At 75.2% G+C, this 22,580-nt stretch carries 23 protein-coding genes; 8 read left to right on the top strand and 15 right to left on the bottom strand.

Translation table 11 applies throughout. From position 1 onward, the window contains the following. Positions 1-53: 53 nt before the first annotated feature. A complete protein-coding gene (locus AB1207_RS05330) occupies positions 54-1,673 on the top strand; it encodes a methyl-accepting chemotaxis protein (RefSeq protein ID WP_367636772.1) in 1,620 nt (539 codons plus the stop codon). A 71-nt stretch (positions 1,674-1,744) separates the two neighbouring features. Here AB1207_RS05330 and AB1207_RS05325 read toward each other — a convergent pair whose 3' ends face one another. Further along, entirely contained in the window at positions 1,745-2,983 is a 1,239-nt protein-coding gene (locus AB1207_RS05325; protein ID WP_367636770.1) for a prolyl oligopeptidase family serine peptidase, read from the bottom strand. Between the two features lie 192 nt (positions 2,984-3,175). Between AB1207_RS05325 and AB1207_RS05320 the strand changes: the two genes are divergently transcribed. Further along, positions 3,176-3,970 (top strand): SDR family NAD(P)-dependent oxidoreductase, encoded by a 795-nt coding sequence (locus AB1207_RS05320; RefSeq protein ID WP_367636769.1) that lies wholly within the window; start codon positions 3,176-3,178, stop codon positions 3,968-3,970. Between the two features lie 201 nt (positions 3,971-4,171). On the opposite strand, the gene AB1207_RS05315 is transcribed toward AB1207_RS05320, so the two are convergent. The 4 genes from AB1207_RS05315 to menD all read right to left on the bottom strand — a co-directional run bounded on the left by AB1207_RS05315 (position 4,172) and on the right by menD (position 9,137). Further along, positions 4,172-5,224: a polyprenyl synthetase family protein gene (locus AB1207_RS05315; RefSeq protein WP_437178868.1), complete on the bottom strand. Its 1,053-nt coding sequence runs from the start codon at positions 5,222-5,224 to the stop codon at positions 4,172-4,174. A gap of 8 nt (positions 5,225-5,232) precedes the next feature. Then, positions 5,233-6,513 carry a geranylgeranyl reductase family protein gene (locus tag AB1207_RS05310; protein WP_367636768.1) on the bottom strand — a complete coding sequence of 427 codons (1,281 nt, stop codon included), beginning with the start codon at positions 6,511-6,513 and terminating at the stop codon, positions 5,233-5,235. 45 nt (positions 6,514-6,558) lie between these two features. After that, complete coding sequence (locus tag AB1207_RS05305) at positions 6,559-7,284, bottom strand: demethylmenaquinone methyltransferase (protein ID WP_437178867.1); 726 nt, start codon at positions 7,282-7,284, stop codon at positions 6,559-6,561. A gap of 176 nt (positions 7,285-7,460) precedes the next feature. Further along, positions 7,461-9,137, bottom strand: a complete 1,677-nt coding sequence (gene menD / locus AB1207_RS05300; protein WP_367636767.1) for a 2-succinyl-5-enolpyruvyl-6-hydroxy-3-cyclohexene-1-carboxylic-acid synthase — start codon at positions 9,135-9,137, stop codon at positions 7,461-7,463. A gap of 41 nt (positions 9,138-9,178) precedes the next feature. On the opposite strand from menD, the gene AB1207_RS05295 reads away from it, so the two are divergent. Further along, on the top strand, positions 9,179-9,601 hold the full coding sequence (locus AB1207_RS05295; protein WP_367636766.1) for a hotdog fold thioesterase: 423 nt from the start codon (positions 9,179-9,181) through the stop codon (positions 9,599-9,601). A 4-nt stretch (positions 9,602-9,605) separates the two neighbouring features. Here the strand turns inward: AB1207_RS05295 and AB1207_RS05290 are convergent, their stop codons facing one another. The 6 genes from AB1207_RS05290 to AB1207_RS05265 form a co-directional block, all read right to left on the bottom strand. Then, a complete protein-coding gene (locus AB1207_RS05290; protein ID WP_367636765.1) occupies positions 9,606-10,703 on the bottom strand; it encodes a DUF5808 domain-containing protein in 1,098 nt (365 codons plus the stop codon). Next, positions 10,700-11,116 (bottom strand): GntR family transcriptional regulator, encoded by a 417-nt coding sequence (locus AB1207_RS05285; RefSeq protein ID WP_367636764.1) that lies wholly within the window; start codon positions 11,114-11,116, stop codon positions 10,700-10,702. The genes AB1207_RS05290 and AB1207_RS05285 overlap by 4 nt, the downstream gene beginning before the upstream one ends. A 62-nt stretch (positions 11,117-11,178) precedes the next feature. Beyond that, the gene (locus AB1207_RS05280) at positions 11,179-11,364 is read right to left on the bottom strand and encodes a hypothetical protein (protein ID WP_367636763.1); all 186 of its coding nucleotides are present in this window, start codon (positions 11,362-11,364) and stop codon (positions 11,179-11,181) included. After that, positions 11,361-13,103 (bottom strand): phosphatidylglycerol lysyltransferase domain-containing protein, encoded by a 1,743-nt coding sequence (locus tag AB1207_RS05275; RefSeq protein ID WP_367636762.1) that lies wholly within the window; start codon positions 13,101-13,103, stop codon positions 11,361-11,363. The genes AB1207_RS05280 and AB1207_RS05275 overlap by 4 nt, the downstream gene beginning before the upstream one ends. Positions 13,104-13,305: 202 nt before the next feature. Next, complete coding sequence (locus AB1207_RS05270) at positions 13,306-13,968, bottom strand: response regulator (protein ID WP_437178866.1); 663 nt, start codon at positions 13,966-13,968, stop codon at positions 13,306-13,308. A 13-nt stretch (positions 13,969-13,981) separates the two neighbouring features. Next, positions 13,982-15,031, bottom strand: a complete 1,050-nt coding sequence (locus AB1207_RS05265) for an o-succinylbenzoate synthase (protein WP_367636761.1) — start codon at positions 15,029-15,031, stop codon at positions 13,982-13,984. Between the two features lie 63 nt (positions 15,032-15,094). On the opposite strand from AB1207_RS05265, the gene AB1207_RS05260 reads away from it, so the two are divergent. Further along, the gene (locus AB1207_RS05260; protein WP_367636760.1) at positions 15,095-16,036 is read left to right on the top strand and encodes a 1,4-dihydroxy-2-naphthoyl-CoA synthase; all 942 of its coding nucleotides are present in this window, start codon (positions 15,095-15,097) and stop codon (positions 16,034-16,036) included. A gap of 38 nt (positions 16,037-16,074) precedes the next feature. Here the strand turns inward: AB1207_RS05260 and AB1207_RS05255 are convergent, their stop codons facing one another. Together AB1207_RS05255 and AB1207_RS05250 are read right to left on the bottom strand one after the other, a co-directional pair. After that, positions 16,075-16,287 (bottom strand): barstar family protein, encoded by a 213-nt coding sequence (locus AB1207_RS05255; protein ID WP_367636932.1) that lies wholly within the window; start codon positions 16,285-16,287, stop codon positions 16,075-16,077. A gap of 52 nt (positions 16,288-16,339) precedes the next feature. Beyond that, positions 16,340-18,742: a putative bifunctional diguanylate cyclase/phosphodiesterase gene (locus AB1207_RS05250; protein WP_367636759.1), complete on the bottom strand. Its 2,403-nt coding sequence runs from the start codon at positions 18,740-18,742 to the stop codon at positions 16,340-16,342. Between the two features lie 213 nt (positions 18,743-18,955). On the opposite strand from AB1207_RS05250, the gene menE reads away from it, so the two are divergent. From menE to AB1207_RS05230, 4 genes are all read left to right on the top strand, one after another. Continuing rightward, positions 18,956-20,146 (top strand): o-succinylbenzoate--CoA ligase, encoded by a 1,191-nt coding sequence (gene menE / locus AB1207_RS05245; RefSeq protein WP_367636758.1) that lies wholly within the window; start codon positions 18,956-18,958, stop codon positions 20,144-20,146. A 43-nt stretch (positions 20,147-20,189) separates the two neighbouring features. After that, positions 20,190-20,447, top strand: coding sequence for a PLDc N-terminal domain-containing protein (locus tag AB1207_RS05240; protein WP_367636756.1), 258 nt, complete (start codon positions 20,190-20,192; stop codon positions 20,445-20,447). 51 nt (positions 20,448-20,498) lie between these two features. Continuing rightward, the gene (locus tag AB1207_RS05235; RefSeq protein WP_367636755.1) at positions 20,499-21,419 is read left to right on the top strand and encodes a 1,4-dihydroxy-2-naphthoate polyprenyltransferase; all 921 of its coding nucleotides are present in this window, start codon (positions 20,499-20,501) and stop codon (positions 21,417-21,419) included. A gap of 61 nt (positions 21,420-21,480) precedes the next feature. Beyond that, positions 21,481-21,771 carry a hypothetical protein gene (locus AB1207_RS05230; protein ID WP_367636754.1) on the top strand — a complete coding sequence of 97 codons (291 nt, stop codon included), beginning with the start codon at positions 21,481-21,483 and terminating at the stop codon, positions 21,769-21,771. Positions 21,772-21,785: 14 nt separating this feature from the next. Here AB1207_RS05230 and AB1207_RS05225 read toward each other — a convergent pair whose 3' ends face one another. Continuing rightward, on the bottom strand, positions 21,786-22,250 hold the full coding sequence (locus AB1207_RS05225; RefSeq protein WP_367636753.1) for a hypothetical protein: 465 nt from the start codon (positions 22,248-22,250) through the stop codon (positions 21,786-21,788). Positions 22,251-22,298: 48 nt separating this feature from the next. After that, complete coding sequence (locus AB1207_RS05220; protein ID WP_367636752.1) at positions 22,299-22,580, bottom strand: DUF4229 domain-containing protein; 282 nt, start codon at positions 22,578-22,580, stop codon at positions 22,299-22,301.

The raw sequence follows: 22,580 nt of genomic DNA, 5'->3' as shown, positions 1-22,580 counted from the left end.
AGGGGTGAGTGCACCGGTCCTGTCGCCGGTGGATGACCCCCCGGGAGCCTTCGATGTCGAGCACCGCCGCCAGCTCCACCCGTCCCACCCGGTCCCTGCTGGCCGACCGCAGCGTCCGCACGAAGGTGCTCAGCGCGCTCGGCGCCCTGGGCCTCGTGACCGTCGCCGTGAGCGCGGGTTCGCTGACCGCCCTGCACCAGGGCACCGTCCGTTCCGACGACCTCTACCAGGACAGCGTCGTCGGGCTGACCGCGCTCGGCCGCGTGCACCAGGAGGAGCTCAAGACGCGCATGCTCGTCGCCCAGCACGCGGCGACGCCCGACGCGGAGGGCAAGGCGGCGGTCGCGCAGAAGATCAAGGACAGCGACGCCGAGCTCGACACGTGGGCGGCCAAGTACACGGCGACCCCGCAGGCCGACGCGGCGAACTGGAAGGTCTTCACCGACACCTGGTCGCAGTGGCGCCAGGCCCGCGACAGCCAGCTGGTGCCGGCTTCCGACAAGGGCGACCTCGCCGGCTGGGCCGCGGCGAACTCCTCGGTCGCCCAGCCCCTCGTGAGCAAGGCGGCGGACGCGCTGGACGCCATCGAGGCTGCCGAGGACAAGGCCGCCAGGGACAACGCGCAGGCCGCCGCCGACGAGTCGGCGCACTCGCGCAACCTCGTCGTCGGCGGGCTCCTGCTCGGGCTGACCCTGGCCACCGCGCTCGGCCTGGCCGTCGTGCGGTCCATCACCCGCCCGCTGAGCGAGGTCTCGCAGTCGTTGGAGGCCATGGCCGCCGGCGACCTCACCGTGGCCGCGCGCGTCGAGAGCCGGGACGAGGTCGGCCAGATGGCCGCCTCGCTCGAGCGGGCCCGCGACAGCGTCCGCAGCACCGTGTCCGCCATCGCGTCGTCGTCGGCCTCGCTGGCCGCCGCCTCCACGCAGCTGGCCGCCGACAGCGAGCGCATCGGCTCGACGGCCGGCCGGACCGCGGCCGTCGCCGCCGACGCCGCCGAGACCGCGGCCACGGTCGCCGCCAGCGTCGCGACCGTCGCCATGGGGGCCGGGGAGATGCAGGCCGCGATCCGCGACATCGCCTCCGGCGCCTCCGAGGCCACCGCCGTCGCCGCCCGTGCGGACGACCTGGCCGGCCGCGCCGGGGAGACCGTCGCCCGCCTGGGCGTGAGCTCGACCCAGATCGGGGACGTCGTCAAGGCCATCACCGCCATCGCCGAGCAGACCAACCTCCTCGCGCTCAACGCCACCATCGAGGCCGCCCGTGCCGGGGAGGCCGGCAAGGGCTTCGCCGTCGTCGCCGGTGAGGTCAAGGAGCTGTCGGCGCAGACGGCCCGGGCGACCGAGGACATCGCCGCCCGCGTCAGCTCGATCCAGACCGACACCGCCGAGGCCGTGCGCGCCATCGAGAGCATCGCCGAGGTCGTCGGGGAGATCAGCAACCACCAGACGACCATCGCGTCCGCCGTCGAGGAGCAGTCCGCGACGACCGCCGAGATGAGCCGCTCCGTCGGCGAGGCCGCGGCCGGGTCGGAGTCCATCTCCGAGGGCATCCGCGGGATCACCGGCTCGGCCCGCTCCACCGCGGACGTCGTCGCCGGCACGCGCGCCGCCACCGACGACCTGCACCGCATGGCGGGCGAGCTCAACGCCCTGGTCGGCCGCTTCCGCGTCTGACGCCTCCACGCGACGAGCGGCCCCGCACCCACCCGGGTGCGGGGCCGTTCGCCGTTCCGGGGCGGACGGACCTACAGCCGCTGGGCGGCCATCCACTGCCAGACGTGCGTGCCGTCCGGCGTCGTGGGGTCGTTGCGGCCCACGTAGATCCACGACCAGTGGCCGTCGTACGCGATGCCGTCGTAGGTGACGTCCGGGTAGGCGGAAAGCAGCGCGCCGTCGACGTGCTCGGCGATGTACTTCCCGTTGGGCTCGAACGGCACGGTCTCGTCGTTCTCGGCGTGGACCACCCAGGTCGGCGTGCTGCTCATCGCCGCCAGCTCCTCGTCGGTCAGCACCACCGCGTCGTCGTACTCGCGGACCGCGGCGATGGGGACGTCGGCGGCGAAGAAGCCGGGGTTGTCGGCGGTGAGCTGGGCCGTCATGTACCCGCCGTTGGAGGCCCCGACGACGTAGATGCGGCTCGTGTCGACGCGGTGGCTCGCGACCACCTCGTCGATGAGCCCCTTGAGCTGCGCGGAGTACCCGCGCGCGGGGTCGTTCAGCCAGAAGTCGGGCGCCTGCGGCGCGAGGACGTAGGCCCCCCCGAAGACCTCCTGGGCCTCCGGCGTCGCGAATCCGAGGGCGCCGCGGTTGGCCTGCAGCACGAGGTCGTTGTCGTAGGAGCCCTCCCGTCCGCCCTCTCCCCCGCCGTGCAACCACACGACGAGCGGACGCAGCCCGCGCTCCCTCGGGGAGAACAGGCGGTAGGCCAGGCCGTTCGCCTCGCCGGGGGCGAAGGCCTCGACCTCGTCGTCGACCAGCCGCGACTGCTCGAGGGCGGCGAACCGGAAGTCGCTGACGCCGCGGGCGGTGAGGGGCTTGACCTGCGTGAGCGTGTACTCCAGGTCCAGCTCGACGTTGCGGCCCGCCCCCACGGAGTAGCCGAGCGTGCTGCCGCCCGGTGTGCCGAAACCGTCCTCGAGGTCGACGACGAGCCGGCCGCCGGGTTCCAGCCGGACGTCGGCGACCGGACGGTCGACGTCCTCGAAGGTGCCGAGCACCGGGCCCGGGACGGAGGGGTCGGGGCTGGTGCCGCTCGCACGGACGCTGAAGGCGTCGTCGGACAGGCTCCTGGGGTTGATGCCGAGTCCCCGCACGTCGATCGTCAGGGACACCACTTGCTGGCCGCCGTCCTGCACCTCGGCGTCGAGGGTGAAGGCGGCGGTCGTCGGGCCCACGGGCCGCAGCTCCTGCGCCTGTGCGGGCACCGCCGCCGCGGTGAGCACGAGTGGGGCCGCTGCCAGGGCCAGCAGGGCGAGAGGTCTCATCATCGAAGGTCCTCGCAACCGTCGTCCGTCGCGCACGGCGTCGTCGCCGTCCGCGGCACGTCGCGTCCTGCGACGGCGCGCACACTCTCGCACCGGTGATCCACAGGTGTCGACCAGCAGACTCGTAGGAATCCAGCCGGGCCCGCGGGGCCGCCCACCCGGCGTCCAGCCGGGGGGACCATGCTCAGCCGCATGAGCCAGTCGCAGACGTACGCCGGACGCACGGCCCTGGTCACCGGGGCGTCGTCGGGGATCGGGGCCGGGCTGGCACGGGCCCTGGCCGAACGCGGGGCCGACCTCGTCCTCGTCGCGCGGCGGGCGGACGCCCTGGAGGAGCTGGCCGCGCAGGTGCGCGCGGCGCACGGACGGACCGTCCACGTCGCCCCCGCCGACCTCGGCGCGCCCGGGGCGGGCCGCGACCTGCACGAGCGGGTGCTGGCGCTGGGGCTGCACGTCGACGTGCTCGTGAACAACGCCGGCTTCGGCGTCGCCGGTCCGGTGGCCGGCGCGGACGCCGACGCGCTCGTCGCCCAGGTGCCCGTGAACTGCTCCGCCGTCGTCGACCTGACGACCCGCTTCCTGCCCGCGATGGTCGCGCGCCGTTCCGGGGTCGTCGTGAACGTCGCCAGTGTCGCTGCGCTGCAACCGGTCCCCGGGCTGGCCGTGTACGCCGCGACGAAGGCGTTCGTGCTGTCGTTCACCGAGGCGCTGTGGGCCGAGCAGCGCGGCACGGGCGTGCGCGTCCTCGCCGTCTGCCCCGGCCCCACCGACACCCCGTTCTTCGAGGTGGCCGGGGAGGAGTCCGACAGCGGCCTGCCCCGCCGCACCGTCGACGACGTCGTCGCCACGACGCTGCGTGCGCTGCAGTCCGGCGGGCCGAGCGTCGTCGACGGGCCGCTGTTCACCGCGCTCGGGGTCGTGGCGCGGCTGATGCCGCGCGGGGTCGTGGCGCGGGTCTCCGGGATGGTCGCGCGGCCGAAGGGCTGAGGCGGCGCTCGCGCGTGGAGGGGACACCCATCGGTGTCACCACGTGAGGTGAGCCGTGGAGTCAGCTGTGGGTGTTCGGGCGAGGTCGTCAGGACGACGTCATCGGGACACCCACACGTCACCCCACGGGGTGACACCGGTGGGTTGCGCCGCCGGGGTCCGGCGAGCTCGAGGCGGACCGGCGAGGGGGCGCGTGGAGCGTCAGGCCACGCGGTCCGCGACGGTGGCGGCGTACACCTCGAGCGCCTCGCGCGCGGGCGACGGCGGCAGGGCGGCGAGGTGGGTGGCGGCGCGGTGCGCCCACTCGCGCGCGGTGGCGCGGGCGGCCTCGGTGACGGGGTGGGCCCGCAGGGCGGCGACGGCCTCGGCGAGGACGTCGTCGTCGGCGAGGCGACCGGAGTCCAGGAGGTCCACGACGGCGCGCGCGTCCGCGTCGCCCTCGGCGGCGGCGCGGCGGGCGAGCAGCACGGGCAGCGTCGGGACGCCCTCGCGCAGGTCGGTCCCGGGCCGCTTGCCGGACTCGTCGGTGTCGCTGGCCAGGTCCAGGACGTCGTCGGCGAGCTGGAAGGCGACGCCGACGTCCTCGCCGTAGCGCACCATCGCCTGCACCACGTCCTCGGAGCCGCCGGCGAACAGCGCGCCGAAGCGGCCGGCGGTGGCGATGAGCGAGGCGGTCTTGTCGCTCAGCACGTCGAGGTAGTGCCGCACGGGGTCCTCGTCGGGGCGCGGCCCGACGGTCTCGTGCAGCTGGCCCAGGCACAGCCGCTCGAAGGTCGCGGCTTGCAGCAGGACGGCCTCGGGGCCCAGCGCGGCGACGACGTTGGAGGCGCGGGCGAAGAGCAGGTCGCCGATGAGGATGGCCGTGTTGTTGCCGTAGAGCTGTTGCGCCGCAGGCGCTCCGCGACGGGTGGGGGCGGAGTCCATGACATCGTCGTGGTAGAGCGAGGCCAGGTGCGTCAGCTCGCAGACGACCGCCGCCTCGAGCACCTCGTCGGCCACGACCGCGCTGCCCGGGGCGGCAAGGTGGGCGCCGAGGAGCGTGAGCATGGGGCGCACGCGCTTGCCGCCGGCCTCCACCAGGTGGCGGGCCGGGGCGTCGGCGATCGGGTCGGTGGTGCTGACGGCGTGCCGCAGCCGCACCTCCACCGCGTCGAGGCCGTCGCGGAGGGCGTCCTCGAGGGCGGGGTCCGTCGTCGGCAGCGCGCCCTGCGCCTGCCCGGAGGTCTTCCCGGCGGTGGTGGGAGACGTGTTCACAGACGGGTTCACGAGGCAGGGGCCAATCGCTTCAGCGCCACGACCACGCGGTCGGTGGCGTCCTTCGACGTCGGGTCGGCCAGGTTGGCCAGGAGCTTGACCACGAGCTTCATCAGGCCGGGGCGCGGCAGCCCGAACCGGGTCGCGACGCGCATGACCTCGGGGTGGCCGATGAGGGAGACGAACACACGACCCAGCGTGTAGTACCCACCCAGGTCCGCGCGAACTGCGGCGGGGTAGGACTGCAGCGCGCGCTCGCGGGCGCGCTCGTCGGTCGCGGCCAGGGCGTCGTCGACGGCGCCGGCCGCGATCCGCCCGGACTGCATGGCGTAGGCGATGCCCTCGCCGTTGAACGGGTTGACCATGCCGCCGCAGTCGCCGACGAGGACGAGCCCGCGCGTGTAGTGCGGGGTGCGGTTGAAGGCCATCGGCAGGGCGGCGCCGCGGATCGGGCCGACCTGGTCCTCCTCGCGGAAGCGCCACTCCGCCGGCATCCCGGACATCCAGCGCCGCAGCAGGTCCCGGTAGTCGATGTCGCCGGACCCGGGGTCCAGGACGCCGAGGCCGACGTTCGAGGTGCCGTCGCCGACGCCGAAGACCCAGCCGTAGCCGGGCAGCAGCGGGCCGGTGGAGCTGTCGCCCTCGCGCAGCTCCATCCAGGCTTCCATCCAGTCGTCGTCGTGACGGGGGCTGGTGAAGTACGTGCGGACGGCGATGCCGAGCGGGCGGTCGTCGCGCTTGGCCAGGCCCATCGAGAGGGCGAGGCGGCCGCCGACCCCGTCCGCCGCGACGACGACGGGCGCACGGTAGGTGCGCTCCTCGCCGGCCTTGCGGCCCTTCTCGTCGACGGGGCGCGCGGTGACGCCGACGACGTGCCCGGTGCGCTCGTCCAGGACGGGGCCGGTGACGCTCGTGCGCTCGGCGACGGTCGCTCCCCCGGCGCGCGCGTGCTCGACGAGGGCCTGGTCGAAGCTCGAGCGCGTGGCGACGAGCCCGTAGGAGGGGAAGTCGGTGATCTCCGGCCACGGGACCTGCATCCGGACGCCGCCGCCGAGGAGCCGCAGACCCTTGTTGCGGATCCAGCCGTCGGAGACGTCGGTGCGCAGACCGAGCTGGTCGAGCTCGTGCACGGCACGCGGCGTCAGGCCGTCACCGCAGACCTTCTCGCGCGGGAACGAGGACTTCTCGAGCACCAGGACGCGACGCCCGGCGTCCGCGAGGTGCCGCGCCAGCGTCGAGCCGGCCGGCCCGGCCCCGACGACGAGCACGTCCGCGTCCTGCGTCTCCATGGTCCCTCCGCTCGTGAAAGTTTTCACGAAGTCTAGTCGTGTCCGTCAGACCGCTGCGCGCACGGCCCGGTGCATCGCCACGACGCCGAAGGAGAGGTTGCGCCACGCCACGCGCTCCCACCCGGCCTCGCCGATGCGCAGGGCCAGCTCGGCCTGGTCCGGCCACGCGTCGATCGAGTCGACGAGGTAGCTGTACGCCTCCCCGTGCGAGCTCACCAGCCGCGCCACCCGCGGCAGCCCGTGGTGCAGGTACGTCGTGTACGCCTTGCGCAGCAACGGGTTCGGGATGGTCGAGAACTCGCAGACCACCAGCCGGCCACCCGGCCGCACGACGCGCGCCATCTCCCGCAGCCCGGCGTCCGGGTCGACGACGTTGCGCAGCCCGAACGAGATCGTCGCCGCGTCGAAGACCCCGTCGCCGAACGGCAGCCGCGTCGCGTCGCCCACGACGAAGCCCAGGTCGGGACGCCGGCGCTTGCCCGCGTGGACCATGCCGGCCGAGAAGTCGCACGGCACGACGCGCACCCCGCGGTCGGCGAAGGGCTCGCTGGAGCGGCCCGTCCCGGCCGCGAGGTCCAGCACGGTCTCCCCCGGCCGGGCGTCGACGGCCCGCAGGACGGCCCGGCGCCACAGCCGGTCCTGACCGCCGGACAGGACGTCGTTCGTGCGGTCGTACTTCTCGGCGACGTCGTCGAACATGCCCGCGACCTGCGCCGGTCGCTTGCTGAGGTCGGCCAGTTCGCGCTGCGTCGAGACGTCCGGGGTCACCACCCGACCAGTCTCGCAGCAGCGGACGATCCCGCTGGCCGGGTCGGCCGCCTCGGACGGTGATCCCGGACACCCCGGCCCAGTCCCGCGTGGAAAACACTCTTTCCGCCCCTCAGAGGGGTCCCCCAGGGGCGGAAAGTGTGTTTTCCACGCAGAAGGGGGCGGGGCGGGCGAGGGCGTCAGGCGTCGAGGACGGCCGCGCGGACGGCGGCGGTGATGCGCTCCAGGCGGGGGCGGACCGCGGCGCGGTCGGTGAGCAGCTCCACGACGCGCAGACCCGACGGCGGGGTCGCCAGGACGGCGGCCGCCTCGGCGCGGGTGCGGGGGCGCACGTGCGGGACGCCGTAGGCGGCGCAGAGGGCGGCGACGTCGACGCCGTGGGGCGTGGCGACGACCCGCTCGAACGTGGGCCGGGTCACGACCGCGGCGTGCTCCAGCGTCTCGAAGATGCCCCCGCCGTCGTCGTTGACGAGCACGACGGTCAGATCGGGCCGCGTCTCCCCCGGCACCGGCAGGAACGCGTTGACGTCGTGCAGGAAGGCGAGGTCGCCGACGAGCAGCCGGGTGGGCCCGAGGACCGTCGCGACGCCCTCGGCCGTGGCCAGCGTCCCGTCGATGCCGGCGAGCCCGCGGTTGGAGACGGTGCGGACCCCGCGGGGGTGGCCGGCGAGGTCGACGTCGCGGACGGCGTTGCTGGCCGCCACGACGAGCACCGAACCGTCGGCCGCGCAGGCGCGCACGACCTCGCGGGCCGCCCAGGGGCCCGCCAGCGCGCTCTCGTCGTCGACGACGGCGTCCACCGCGTCGGCCGCCAGCTTCGCGGCGCGGTCCCAGCGGGCGGCGAACTCCTGCTCGCCGGCCTCCGGACGCCTCGTGACGGTGGCGGCCGGGACGACCCGGGCGGCGCGGAACCCGGCGTCGGGCCAGGTGCCGTCCGGGCTGACGACGACGAGCTCGACGTCGTCGCGCGCCAGCAGCCGGGTCACGGGCCGCGACAGCGTGGGGTGGCCGAAGAGGACGACCCGCTCGACGTCCCCGAGGCGGCCCTGGCCGTCGTCGGCGTCCAGCAGCAGGCGGTAGGGCCCGACGGCCCGCTCGCCGCCGCGGGCGCCCGAGCTGGGTTCGGCCAGCAGCGGCCAGCCCGCGTGCTCGGCCAGCTCGCGCGCGGCCCGGCCCGTCGCGGGGTCGGGGGCGTCACCGGCCAGGACGAGGGTCCTGGGGCCGCGCTCCAGCACGACCGGCTGCGGCGCAGCGGGTTCGGCGACGACCGTCAGCCCCGTCGTGGAGACCGGCAGGACGTCGGGCGAGGGGGTCAGCGGGTCGGAGAAGCCCACGTCGAGGTGCACCGGACCCGGCCCGTCACCGCGCAGCCCCCGGGCCGCGGCGACCGCGCGGGACACGACCGAGCGCCACGCCGGGGCCTGCGCGGCCGGGTCGACCGGGGCGGGCAGGTCGGCGCTGTAGCGCACCGAGGGCAGGAACATGCGCGCCTGCGCGTCCGCGGTCTGGCTGGCCCCGGACCCGCGCAGCTCGTGCGGGCGGTCCGCCGACAGCACGACGAGCGGCACGCCGGCGTGGTGGGCCTCCAGGACGGCGGGGTGCAGGTTGGCGACGGCGGTGCCGCTCGTCGTGACGACCGCCACGAGCTCCCCCGCGCGGGCCAGGCCGAGGGCGAGGAACCCGGCGCTGCGCTCGTCGATGCGCACGTGCAGCCGCAGCCGGCCCTCGTCGGCGGCGCGGGCGGCCGCGTAGGCCAGGGGCGCGCTGCGCGACCCGGGGCTCAGGACGAGGTGTCGCAGGCCGAGCCGGACCAGGGCGTCGACGAGGACCGTCGCGAAGGCGGTCGAGGGGTTCACCCCTCCATGGTGCGCCTGCGAGCGTGTGGCAGCCTGCCGCGGTGACCGGAACAGCGCCGTCCATCGACGAGATCCTCGCCACCTTCGCCGCGGACACCCTCGTGGACCGTCTCGGGATCCGCTTCCTGGAGATGAGCCCGGAGCGCCTCGTCGCGACGATGCCCGTCGAGGGCAACACCCAGGTCGCGGGGTTCCTGCACGGCGGTGCGAGCTGCGCCCTGGCCGAGACGCTGGGCTCGGTCGGCGCCTACCTGCACGTGTGGCCCGGCGGGCTCGCGCTCGGCACGGACATCAACGCCACGCACCACCGCTCGGTCCGCTCCGGCCTGGTGACGGGGGTCGCGACGGCGATCTCGCTGGGTCGCACGCTCTGCAGCCACGAGGTCGTCATCTCCGACGAGGAGGGCCGGCGGTTGTGCACGGCCCGCATCACGAACTACGTGCGGGCCGCGCAGCCGTCCTGACCGCTCACGAGCCGAGCGTGGTCCCCACGACGGCGAGGGCGAGACCGGCCCCGACGAGGACGAGCAGCCCGATCGCCAGGGCGCGCCCGACCGGGTGCCCGACGTTGAGCGTCCAGCCGACCCCGACGCGCTTGGGGACCAGCAGGGCGGGGTCCTCCCGGTTGACGTAGAGCAGGCCGCCGCGCCACAGGCGGTCGTCGTCGGGGGCCTGCGCCGCACCGGCTTCCGGCGCCGGGCCCTGCGCCCGGCTGCGGACGGCGGTGACGAGGACGGTGACGAGGACGGTGACCGCGAGCGCGGCCCCGAAGACGACGAGCGTGAACCCCGCCCAGCGCAGGCGCTCGGGGTGCAGCCACCCGTCGAGGAGCACCGCGCAGACCAGCCCCGCGCCGAGCAGGGCGACGACCCCCAGCAGCGACTGGGCGGCGCGCTCGGTCGCCAGCGGCCGGGCGAGGGGGTCGGCGTCCCCTGCGCGCGGACGCAGCGGGGTCCGGCGCACGAGGGAGGCGAGGGCGGCGAGCAGGACCGTCAGACCGACGGCCACGAGCAGCGGGCCGAACGCGCTCCAGACGGAGCGGGCCGCGAACGCGTCGGGCCGGCCGTCGCCGTCCCAGTGCGTCGGGAAGGGGTCCGGCAGGGTGTCGTAGCGGGTCCAGCCGAACGCCGCCGTCGCCAGGACGAGGGCGGCGGCCAGCACGTACCAGTGCACGGCGACCGGCGGGCGGGGCACGTCGCCCAAGGGCGCGGTGAGGCGGACCGGCACCTCCCGGAACCACCCCTCGGACGTCTTGGCCGCCCGGATCGGCCTGCGGCACAGCACGAAGGCAGCGCACCCCAGGGCCAGGAGCCCGTACGTGACGGGCAGGACGCCCTCGGGGGACCTCACGAGCGCGGCGACGAGCGCGGCGACCACCGTCAGGACGGCCACGGCGGTCCGGTAGGTCCGGACGGCGTGCCGGACGACGGGGGCGTCGGCGCGCTCGCGCGGGACGGAGACCCCGAGGGGCAGGGTGCGGGCGGACAGCGACGGGAGGAGGAGCAGCGTCAGCCCGACGAGCAGGCAGGCGCCGACGCCGATCGCGGTGGTGCCGACGTGGTTCACGAGGTCTCCTCGGCGGGCTCGCGGGTGGCGGGGGCGAGGCCGGCCAGCACCTCGCGGCAGACGGCGACGACGTCGGGGACGCCGTGGGCGTGCCCCTCGGCGAGGAGGGTGTGCACCCGGGCGCGCCAGTCGTCCACGACGTGCGGTGGCGAGGGCGGGTCCCCCGGGCCGCGGGCGACGACGGAGCCGGACTTGCTCGTCGTCCGCAGGAAGCCCTCGCCGCGCAGGCGCTCGTAGGCCTTGGCGACGGTGGCCGTGTTGATGCCGAACCCGCCGGCCAGCGCCCGCACCGACGGCAGGGCCGACCCGACGGGGAGGGTGCCGGCGGCGATGGCCTCGACGACGCGGTCGCGGATCTGCTGGTAGATCGGGACCTCGGACGTCGGGTCCAGGTCGATCAACGGGGTACCCACCACGTCGCCACCTCCCATCTGTCCCACCAACAGTAGTACAGGTGGGACAGATGGGCGAGGGGTCAGTCCCGTCGGGGGTGGGCCGCCACGAGCATGAGCACCCCGACGAAGGCGACGTCGGCGGCCACGACGGCGACCGACGGGCGCAGCGACACCGCCAGCGCCACCCCGCCCACGACGAAGGCCGCGGCCAGGGCGGCCAGCACGGCGTGCAGCCGCGGGCGCGCCCGCGCCCACAGGACGGTCACGACCGGCGCCCGGGCAGGAACTGCTCGACGCGCGCGACGGCGAACCCGATGCGCGGCAGGTCGGCCGTGCGCTCGAAGCAGACGAACCGCGGCACCCAGCGCGGCTGGTACTTGGCGTTGCTGCGGTACAGCTGCTCGAGCTGCCAGGCGCGGGAGAACACCACGAGCACCCGGTACCACAGGCGCAGGACGGGACCCGCTCCCAACCGCGAACCGCGGTCGAAGACCGACCGGAACACCGCGAAGTTCAGCGAGATGCGCGCGAGCGCGTGCTCGCGGGCGAAGGCGACGACGTCGGTGACGACGAGCTCGACGGTGCCGTTCGGGGCCTCGGGCCGGCGGCGCATGAGGTCCAGGGAGACCCCGTGCTCGCCCCACGGGACGAACGTCAGGACCGCGAGCAGCTCCCCTCCGGCCGCCCGCGCGGTCGCGACGAGCAGCTGCGGATCCGCCGCGTCGCCCAGGCGCCCCAACGCCATCGAGAAGCCGCGTTCGCGCCCCTCGCGCCACGTCGCCGCGCAGGCGGCGATCTCCTCGAGCTCGCTGGCCGGCACGTCCACCTGGCGGCGGATGGTGACCTCCGTCCCGCCGCGGCGGGCGCGGTTGACGGCCTGCCGCAGGGAGCGGACCGCCCGGCCCTCCAGGCTGAACTGCGCGGTGTCGATCACGGCCTCGTCCCCGACCTCCAGGACCTGCAGGCCGGCCCGGTGGTAGACCGCGGCCCCCGCCTCGGAGGTGCCGACGACGGCCGGGGTCCACGCGTGCGCGGCCAGCTGGCGGCGCCAGGCCTCCACGGCCGCGGGCCACGAGGTCATGTTGCCGACCGGGTCACCGCTGACGACGCTCACCCCGCCGACGACGCGGTGCACGACCGCGGCCCGCCCGTTGGGGGCGAAGACGGCCGTCTTGTCGCGGCGCAGGTTGAAGTAGCCGAGCGCGTCACCCTCGCCCTCGGTGGCCAGCAGGTGGCGCAGCCGGTCCTCGTCGGCGCCGAGGGCCGCCGGGTCGGCGGCGGGCTGGAACAGGAACCACGTGACGAGCAGGACGAGGACCGTCCCGGCCGCGTTGAGGGCGACGTCCACCCACCCCGGGACGACCACCCCGTCGGGGAAGATCACGAAGCTGTCGACCGAGACGAGCGTGCCGGCCGCGGCGTACCAGACCCGCTCGAACAACCCGCCCGCGCGTTCCTGCGTCGCCAGGACGACGACGGTGCCCACGACGAGCCAGGCCGCGAACGCACCGCCCCCGATGCGGACGGCCTGGCGCACCCCCAACCGGGACGGGAGCACGGTGAACCGCGGACGCGCCAGGGCCAGGACGGCGAGGACGGCCAGCTGCACGAGCAGCAGACCCAGCGGCAGCGTGACCTCGTCGAGGGCGCCCCACAGGACGTTGAAGAGGGCGTTGAGCCCGGACACGACCACCGCCGTCCACCAGGCGGCCCGCTTGCGCTGTCCCAGCGACCGGGCCAGCAGCAGCAGGACCGTCCCGTACCCCAGGCTGGGCCAGGCCGTGGCGAAGACCAGGTCGACGACGATCGGGCGCGCGCGCTGGGCGCCGTCCGACAGGGGCGCGTGGACGGCCATGGCCAGCGACATCACCCCCGAGAGCAGGAAGACCCACGTCGCGACCCGGGCTGCGGCCGACCGCGCCCGGCCCACCCAGCGACCCTCCGGCGCGTCCCCCGAGCGCCCCTGCTCCACGACCTGCACCTCGCTGCGCACGTCCGTGCTCACGACTCCGCCTTCCCCCGAACGTCCCCCGACGGCCCGGACCCCGGACCGTTCCCCTCAACGGTGCCCGAGAGGGGGGTGGCGGCGCGTCAGCCTGGGGAAGGGATCACCGCGACCCGCACCCCCCTCCGATGGCGGGGGTGCCTCCACCCGCGGGACGACGGTCGTGCACCACCGCGGTCCCGGTCCGTGCCGGCGGGGCCCCTCACGCGGGCGGCGGGACCTGCCGGGCGACGAGCGCGGCCTGCATCCGGCTGCGGACGGCGAGCTTGCCGAGGATGGAGCTGACGTGGTCCTTGACCGTGCCGACCCCGAGGTCGAGCGCGGCGCCGATGTCGGCGTTGGACAGGCCCTGGGCGAGCAGGCCCAGGACGTCGCGCTCCCGCGCGGTCAGCGTCGCCAGGCGGCGCAGCGTCTCGGCGGTCACCCCGCTCGTCTCCGCGTGCTCGCTGAGCAGGGTGCGCGCCGCCCGCGGCGAGAGCACCACGCCCCCCGCGGCGAGCGTGCGCACGGCCTGCAGGAGACCGAAGGGGTCGGTGTCCTTGAGCAGGAACCCCGAGGCGCCGGCCCGCATGGCCTGCGCGACCTGCTGGTCGCTGTCGAAGGTCGTCAGCATCGCCACGGCGGGCGGCGCGGGGCCGCGCAGCACCTCGGCCAGCACCGTCAGGCCGTCCACGACGGGCATGCGGATGTCGAGGAGCACGACGTCGGGCCGCTCGCGGGCCACGAGCGCCACGGCGTCCTCGCCGGAGCAGGCACCGACGACGCGGACGTCGCCCTCGGCCTGCAGGATCATCGACAGCCCCGAGCGGACGAGGGACTCGTCGTCGACGACCACGACGCGGACCTCGCGCACCGGCCCCGGCACCGGCGTCTCCACGTCAGCGGCCCGCCGCCGACGCCGACGTCAGGACGGCGTGCGCCGCGCGCACCCGGTCCCGCCAGTGCTCGATGCGGTCCGCCGGGGCCCGGAAGCGGTGCAGGAGCTCGGGATCCGCCGCGACGGCACCGACCGGGAGAGCACCGTCCACGGGCAGGAGCGGGGCGGCGGTGACGTCGGCCGCCAGCAGGGCCGCCGTCCCCAGGCCGCACGCGAACGGCAGTTCCGGCAGCGCCGCGGCGAGGGCCGTCCCGGCTGCGATGCCCACGCTCGTGTCGAGCGCGGAGGAGACGACGACGGGCAGCCCGCACGCCTGCGCGACCGCGAGCGCCGGCCGCACCCCGCGCAGGGGTGCGACCTTCACCACGACGACGTCCGCGGCCTCGAGCCCGGCGACGCGCAACGGGTCCTCGGCCTTGCGGACGCTCTCGTCGGCGGCGAGGGGCACGGCCGTGCCGGCGGCGGCCAGGCGGCGGCGCAGCAGCGCCATCTCCTCCAGCGTCGCGCACGGCTGCTCGGCGTACTCCAGGCCGACGACCGCGAGCTCGCCGAGCGCACGCTCGGCCTCGTCCACGCTCCAGCCCGCGTTCGCGTCCACGCGGACCCGGCCCGTCGGGCCGAGGACGTCGCGGACGGCGGCGACGCGGGCGACGTCCTCGCGCAGCCGGGTGGCGAAGTCCGCCCCCGCCTCGGCGACCTTCACCTTCGCGGTGCGGCAACCGGGGAAGGCGGCGAGGACGGCCGGGACGTCGTGGGCCGGGACGGCCGGGACGGTGGCGTTGACCTCGACGCGGTCGCGCCGCGGGGCGGGGAAGCCGTGCCAAGCGGCCTCGACCGCCGCCTCCAGCCAGCGCGACGCCTCCTGCGGCCCGTACTCCAGGAAGGGCGCGAACTCCCCCCAGCCGGCCGGTCCCTCGACCAGCACGGCCTCGCGCTCGAGGATCCCGCGGAAACGGCGGTGCAGCGGGAGCCGGACGACGTGGGCGCGCTCGAGCAGCTCCCCCAGGGCGGGGAGCTCGAGGGGCGGGACCTCCGGCAGGGCGTCGGGCACGGGCCCCAGCATGGCGCGCGGACCGGCACGGGTGCCGCCGGGTCCGGGTCCTAGGCTCGGAGCGTGTCGGCCCTTCCCGGTGTGAGCGAGACCTTCGACCCGTCGGCGTGGGCGGAGGTGGCCGGGTTCGAGGACCTGCAGGACATCACCTACCACCGGAGCGTCGTCGACGGCCCGGCCCGCGGGACCGTCCGGATCGCGTTCGACCGGCCCGAGGTGCGCAACGCGTTCCGCCCCGCGACGGTCGACGAGCTGGCCCGCACGCTGGACCACGCGCGCCGCACCCCGGACGTCGGGTGCGTGCTGCTGACGGGGAACGGGCCGAGCCCGAAGGACGGCGGCTGGGCGTTCTGCTCCGGGGGCGACCAGCGCATCCGGGGCCGTTCGGGGTACCAGTACGCGCAGGGCGAGACGTCGGACACCGTCGACGAGGTCCGGACGAAGGCCGAGGGCGGCCGGCTGCACGTCCTGGAGGTCCAGCGGCTCATCCGGTTCATGCCGAAGGTCGTCGTCGCCGTCGTGCCCGGGTGGGCCGCGGGCGGCGGGCACAGCCTGCACGTGGTCGCCGACCTGACGCTGGCCAGCGCCGAGCACGCCCGGTTCAAGCAGACCGACGCCGACGTCGGGTCCTTCGACGCGGGCTACGGCTCGGCCTACCTCGCCCGGCAGGTGGGCCAGAAGTTCGCCCGCGAGATCTTCTTCCTGGGCCGCCCGTACACGGCGCAGCAGGCGCACGAGATGGGCATGGTCAACGAGGTCGTCCCGCACGCCGAACTGGAGGCGACGGCGCTGCAGTGGGCGGCCGAGATCAACGGCAAGTCCCCCACCGCGCAGCGGATGCTGAAGTTCGCGTTCAACGCCGTGGACGACGGGATGGTCGGCCAGCAGGTGTTCGCCGGGGAGGCGACGCGGCTGGCCTACATGACCGACGAGGCCGTCGAGGGCCGGGACGCGTTCCTGGGCAAGCGGGAACCCGACTGGTCCCCGTTCCCCTGGTACTTCTGAGGCGCGTCCCGGCCCCGCCGGGAACGGCGGTCACGGTGTCACCGCGACCGGAACGCCGGATCTGGCCCGCGTCGACGTCCAGCACGGCCTGCGCGAGATCGGGCCAGCGCTCGGCGAAAGACGGCGTACCCGGTGAACGAGAGGACGAGGCCGGTGTCCGACTCGGACGCGCCGTGGTCGTACGTCACCACGTCGGACAGGCAGTCCGAGAGTGCGTCGAGGTCGGCTCCGTAGGAGCCGGGGAAGTCCAGCGCCGCGGCGATGTCGCGGTGGAGTTCGGCGGGGTTCGGCGGTTCGAAACCCTCAGGCGGTGAGCTTCGGCGCGAGCGGCGCCGACAGCACGTCCTCGATCTCCTCGACCGACAGCGGCCGGCAGTACAGGTGCCCCTGGGCGAGGTGGCAGCCCATCTCGCGCAGGATCTCGGCCTGCTCGACGTGCTCGACGCCCTCGGCGACGATCGTCAGCCCGAGGGCCTGACCCATCTTCACCATGCCCTCGACGAGGGCGCGGGCGGTGGGTTCGGTCGCGATGTCGCGCACGAAGCTGCGGTCGATCTTGAACGACGAGAACGGCCGGTGGCGCAGGTAGCCGAGGGAGGAGAAACCCGTCCCGAAGTCGTCGATCGTCAGCTGGGCCCCGGTCTCGGCGAGTTCGCGCAACCGGTCGACTGTGTCGTCGTCGATCATCACGGACTCGGTCATCTCCAGGTGCAACCGGCACCCGCTGGCTCCGGTCTGGCGCACCGCGGACGCGACGCGTTCGGTGAAGTCGGGGTGGCGCAGCTGCACGGGCGAGACGTTCACCATGAGGTCCAGCCGGCGCCCGGCGTGCCGCTGGATCTGCGGGGCGTCCCGGGCCACCTGGCGCAGCACCGAGTCGCCGATTCCGACGACCGTCCCGGAGCGTTCCGCGAGCCCGATGAACTCGTCGGGGCCGACGAGCGGTTCGACGGCACCGCCGCGGTCGCGGCGCCACCGCACGAGGGCCTCGAGGCCGACGACCGGGGCGCCGACGGCCCCGGAACCGGCGTGCTGCAGGTCGACGATCGGCTGGTAGTGCACGACGAACGCCTCGGCGGGGGCCTGCTGCAGGTCCTCGATCACCTGCAGGCGCGCGATCTCCTCCTCCAGCAGTTCCGGCCGGAACTCCACCCAGCGGTTCTTGCCGGTCGCCTTGGCCCGGTACATCGCGGTGTCCGCGTTGCGCAGCAGCGTCCCGACGTCGTCGCCGGGACGGGCGCGGGACAGGCCGATGGACCCCTGGACCCGCAGCACGTGCCCGCGCATCCGGACCTCGACGCGCAGGGCGACGAGCACGCGCCGGCACAGCCCCTCGACGTCGAGGCAGTCGGGCAGCAGCACGGCGAACTCGTCCCCGCCCAGCCGCGCCACGGTGTTGCCGCCGCGCACGGTGTCGCGCAGCCGGGCCCCGACGAGGCGCAGGAGTTCGTCGCCCGCCTCGTGCCCGAACCGGTCGTTGACGCCCTTGAACCCGTCCAGGTCCAGGTAGAGGACGACGAGGCGGTCCAGCCGGCCGCCGTCACGGGCCCGTTCGAGCTCGGCGGCGAGGTGCTCGGCGAACTGGAGCCGGTTCGGCAGGCTGGTGACGACGTCGCGGCGGGCCAGGCCGTGCATCTCCTCGCTGGCGCTGACGCGGAAGAAGGCGGCCTCCCCGACGGAGGCGAGCGCCTCCAGGGCCTTCTCGTCCGAGGCGCGTTGGCTCGGGTCCCGGCGCTTGGGCGCGGTGACGTACAGGACGACGCCGTCACCGGCGACGACGGGCACGCCGATCTCGTCCTCCCCGGGCCCGACGGACCGCACCATCGCGGCCGGGGTCCCGGCGACCATGCGCGCGTGCTTCTGCAGGGCGCTGGCGAGGTCGGCGCGCCGGCCCTGGGTGTGCAGGGCCGTGGCCGCCTCGAACAGGGCCTCGCTGCGCCGGGCGACGTCCCGGGTCTCGCGCATCGCCCGGGTCGCCACCATCGTGACGATCATGGGGATCACCAGGAGCAGGGCCACCCACGGTTCGAGCCGGTAGTAGACGAGGCCGCCCAGGTAGCCGAGGCCACCGACGGCGACGCTCGTGCCACCCGCCAGCCAGGTTCCGGTGTGCAGCAGTTCGCGGCGCAGGCTCGTCCGCTCCTGGATCGCGACGGACACCGCCGAGACCACCACGTCCACCACGAAGACGGCGACCACCGCCGTGAACACGGCCACGATCTCGACCGGCAGGCCCTTCAGGGCGACCGCGAGTTCGCGCGGTGCGCCCGGGACGCGGCCGGCCACGCCGAACGCACCGAGCACGACGACGGCCACGGGCAGGAACAGGACCCCGATGCTCGCGTTGTAGACGCGGCTCACCCAGCGCTCGCGCTGCAGCAGGTTGGTCGGCACGACGCACAGGCACCAGGCCAGCGCCGCGGTCGCGGGCTCGGCGAAGCACAGCAGGAACACGAGGACGCCGACGTCGAACTGGACCTCGACGCCCGCGTGCTTGGTGTTGATCTGGAACGGGAACCGCGTCAGCAGCTGCATGAGCGGGAACCCCACGACGATGCACAGGGCGAGGTCGCGCCACTGCACACCGTCGGTGGCCTGCCCGAAGAGGACCGCCGAGACGACCACGGTGGCGAGGGCCGCGAGCGTCACGACACCGTCGAACAGGACGCTGGCCGTCCGCCGACGTTCTCGCACGCCTGCGCTCATCAGCACCTCCCCAGCCGTCCCCTGCCGTCCCGGACGCCGTCATCCTGACACTCCGGCACCGCGCGGTCACGCTCGATCAAGGATCAGCGAACTCCTTGCACCTGATCGGAGCAACCCGAGAACGTCTCTGACCTGCAACGTCTCACCCAACGCAGAAGACCCACCACGCAACGCAGTCGGGTCTCGCGACCCCGCCGGACGTAGCCTGCGCCCGTGCGACCGCTCCTCCCCCTCGCCGTCCCCGCCGGGGAGGCCGTCCTGGACCTGCTGCCGACCCTCGCCCAGGCCCTGGCCGGCGAGCTCGACCACGCGCTGCTCCCCCACGCCACGGGCGCGGCCCCGGACCCGGCACTGCGCCCGGGGCAGCCGCTGGACGACGGGGAGGACGACCCCGCCGACCCCACCGCCGTCGTCGTGGCCACCTCGGGCTCGACGGGGACCCCCAAGGGGGCGCTGCTGCCCGCGAGCGCCCTGCGCGCCTCCGCGGCCGCGACCGCCGCACGCCTGTCCCCCGGCCCCGGATCGCAGCAGTGGGTCCTGGCGCTGCCCGGCCACCACGTCGCCGGGCTGCAGGTGCTGCTGCGCTCGGTGCGCGCCGGGACCGACCCCGTCGTGCTGCCGGCCGGCCCCTTCACCCCCGAGGCCTTCGTCGCGGCGACCGCCGCGGCCACGGGGGCGCAGCTGCTGATCTCCCTGGTGCCGACGCAGCTCGTGCGGCTGCTGGACGCCTCTCCCGCGGTCGACTCCGAGCCCGTCGCCGCCCTGCGCCGGTACGCCGCCGTCCTCGTCGGCTCGGCCGCGACCCCTGCGCCTTTGCTGGCCCGGGCCCGGGCTGCGGGGGTGCGGGTCGTCACGACCTACGGGTCCAGCGAGACGTGCGGGGGGTGCGTCTACGACGGCCGGCCCCTCGACGGCGTCCGCGCGGAGGTCGAGGACGGGCGGCTCGTGCTGTCCGGACCGGTGGTCGCCCGCGGCTACCGCGGGCTGCCCGGCCACCCCGCCTTCCCCACGGGACCGGGCCACGTGCGCGCGTTCCGCACCGACGACACCGGCGAGGTCCGGGACGGGACGGTGCGGATCCTCGGCCGGGTCGACGACCTCATCACCACCGGGGGCCTGAAGCTGGCGCCCGGGCTCGTCGAGGAGGCGCTGACCGGGATGCCGGGGGTGGCGGAGGTCGTCGTGGGCGGGGCCCCCGACCCGGAGTGGGGCCAGCGCGTGGTGGCGTGCGTGGTGCCGTCGGGGACGCCGCCGACGTTGGCCGCGGTCCGCGAGCGGGTCACCGGCGTCCTGGACCGCTGGGCTGCGCCCCGCCAGCTCCTCGTGCTGCCGGAGCTGCCGCTGCGGGGACCGGGCAAGCCCGACCGGACGCGGTTGCGGGCTCTGGCGGCGCAGGACCGCTGACGTCCCCGGTGGGGGATGCGGTCAGCGGGTGCGAAACTTGGGCATGCCCCGCGTCGTCCTGACCGTGCTGATCCTGGCGTTCACCGTGTGGTGCCTGGTGAGCATCGTCCAGGCACCCGAGGGCGCCCTGCGGAACCTGCCCCGGTGGGCGTGGCTGCTCCTCGTCCTCTTCTTCCCCCTCGTCGGTGGGATCGCCTACGTCATCGCCGGCCGGCCCACCGACCAGCCGCCCCGCTCCTACGGCGCGCGCCCGGCACCGCGCGGTCCCGACGACGACGAGGAGTTCCTCCGTGGTCTGTGAGGACGACCCCGTGAGCGCGGAGGTGCGGACGGGTTGGCACGATGGACGCTCGTGTCCGACCCCGCGCCGCTCCCCCTGCCCTCCAGCCCGGTGACCCACCGGCGCGCCACCCCCCGGCAGTGGGTCGCCGCCGCACGGCCGCGCACGCTGCCCGCCGCGATCACGCCCGTCCTCGTCGGGACCGGCGCGGCCGCCGCGCTCGACGGCGTCGCCTGGGTGCCCGCGGTCCTCGCGCTCGTCGTCTCGCTCGCCCTGCAGGTCGGCGTCAACTACTCCAACGACTACTCCGACGGCATCCGCGGGACCGACGACGACCGCGTCGGGCCGTTCCGCCTCGTGGGGTCGGGCGCCGCCGAGCCGCGGCACGTCCGCGACGCCGCCTTCGCGTGCTTCGCCGTCGCCGGGCTCGCCGGCCTGGTCGTCGTGGCGCTGTCGGGGTCGTGGTGGCTGCTGCTCGTGGGCGCCGCCAGCGTCGCCGCCGCCTGGTACTACACCGGCGGCAAGCGCCCCTACGGCTACGCCGGTCTCGGCGAGGTGTTCGTCTTCGTGTTCTTCGGCCTCGTCGCCGTGATGGGCACCACCTACGTCCAGGCCGGGCGCATCGGGGGCAGCGCCGTCGCGGGCGCCTTCTGCGTCGGGTTCCTGGCCTGCGCGATCCTCGTCGCCAACAACCTGCGCGACGTCCCCACCGACGCCCTGGCCGGCAAGCACACCCTCGCGGTGCGGCTGGGCGAGCAGCGCACCCGCACCCTCTACGCGGTCCTCGTCGTGGGCGCGTTCGTCGCGGCCCTGACGACGGTCCCGTGGCACCCGTTCGCGGCCCTCGTCCTGCTCGCCGGCGTCCTCGCCCAGCGGCCGCTGCGCACGGTCCTGGGCGGCGCCACGGGACGCGACCTGATCGGAGTCCTCAAGGACACCGGGCAGCTCGAACTGCTCGCCGGGGCCCTGCTGGCCCTCGGCCTGGCCCTCTGACCAGCGTTGTGACTGGCGGGGTGAGCAGTGGCGCGGGACAGTGCGCGCATGGGTGAGATCCGTGGCTGAGACGCGTGGCGACATCGACGTGTGGGCGGACGGCGAGCACCGCTACCGCGCGGTCCTGGAGACGGCGGCCGGGCAGCGCACCGAGCACCTCGTGACGAGCGACGGCGACCTGCTGGAACGCATCCACGCGACCGACGCCGAGGAGCCCTTCCTCGTCCGGCGGGTGCTGGAGGTGCTGCTCGACACCGTCGAGACGTCCGGCGGCGAGGTGCCCGCGGTCGTCGACCTGCGCGAGCTCGACCGGGAGCGTCCCGACCTGCTGCCGAGCGTGCCGCTGCGCTGAGGCGCCCTCCGTGGTCACCAGGCGGTGAGGGTGGGCTCGATCCCCAGGGCGAGCCACCGCAGCTCGACCTCGACCAGCGGGCCCGACGGTCGCGGCGCGAGCCGGAAGACCCGCTCGGCCGACCGCGTAGGACGGGCGTCCGTCTCGTAGGCGCTCCCTTCCCCGCCGACCAGCAGCGGGTGCCGGGGCCGCCAGTCCTCGCCGCCGTCGGTGGTGCCGCGGGCCCAGACCTGGAGCGACGACGCGCTGTCGACACAGGTCCAGTCGGCGAACCTCAGGACGAGGTGGACGCGTCTGTCCCCACCCGGCGGCTCACCGAAGGCCTCGGCCTCGTCGAAGAGGTCGGACGCGACGTTCCGGGCGTCGGGGACGATGTGCTGCACGTCAAGGCGGTAGACGGTCTCCGCGGGGCCGTCCTGCACGATGGTCAGGCAGACGGTGGCGAGCGGTGAGGACCCGACGAGGGCGTGGCTGCGCATGCGCGCACTCTGCCCTCCCGGTCCGACAGGACGGAGTGTCCCGAGCGGTCAGCGGTCCTCGGCGGCGTTGTCCTCGTCGACGCCGCGGGCGAAGCGCGACTTCTTCGCGGTCCCGTTCTGGCGGGCGTCGATGCGCCCGTCGATGCGCTGCTGCAGCGCCGCCGCCATCTGCTCGCGCTGCCGGCGCAGCAGGACCAGCGAGAGGAGCACGGAGACGACGGCGGCGATGAGGATCGCCAGCCAGCCGACGGCGCCGGCCTCGCGGGCGACGACGAGGCACAGCACGAAGATGCCGAGCCGCAGGACGGTGTAGCGGAGCGTGACACCCAT

Source organism: Kineococcus endophyticus, assembly GCF_040796495.1.
Lineage (GTDB): Bacteria > Actinomycetota > Actinomycetes > Actinomycetales > Kineococcaceae > Kineococcus > Kineococcus endophyticus.
This window is presented reverse-complemented; position numbering and strand designations above follow the sequence as displayed.

What these genes read in the sequence shown, in the direction of transcription:
- AB1207_RS05330 (WP_367636772.1), top strand. Translation starts at nt 54, where the DNA reads ATGTCGAGCACCGCCGCCAGCTCCACCCGTCCCACCCGGTCCCTGCTG.
- AB1207_RS05325 (WP_367636770.1), bottom strand. Translation starts at nt 2,983, where the DNA reads ATGAGACCTCTCGCCCTGCTGGCCCTGGCAGCGGCCCCACTCGTGCTC.
- AB1207_RS05320 (WP_367636769.1), top strand. Translation starts at nt 3,176, where the DNA reads ATGAGCCAGTCGCAGACGTACGCCGGACGCACGGCCCTGGTCACCGGG.
- AB1207_RS05310 (WP_367636768.1), bottom strand. Translation starts at nt 6,513, where the DNA reads ATGGAGACGCAGGACGCGGACGTGCTCGTCGTCGGGGCCGGGCCGGCC.
- AB1207_RS05250 (WP_367636759.1), bottom strand. Translation starts at nt 18,742, where the DNA reads ATGAGCGCAGGCGTGCGAGAACGTCGGCGGACGGCCAGCGTCCTGTTC.
- AB1207_RS05240 (WP_367636756.1), top strand. Translation starts at nt 20,190, where the DNA reads ATGCCCCGCGTCGTCCTGACCGTGCTGATCCTGGCGTTCACCGTGTGG.
- AB1207_RS05225 (WP_367636753.1), bottom strand. Translation starts at nt 22,250, where the DNA reads ATGCGCAGCCACGCCCTCGTCGGGTCCTCACCGCTCGCCACCGTCTGC.
- AB1207_RS05220 (WP_367636752.1), bottom strand. Translation starts at nt 22,580, where the DNA reads ATGGGTGTCACGCTCCGCTACACCGTCCTGCGGCTCGGCATCTTCGTG.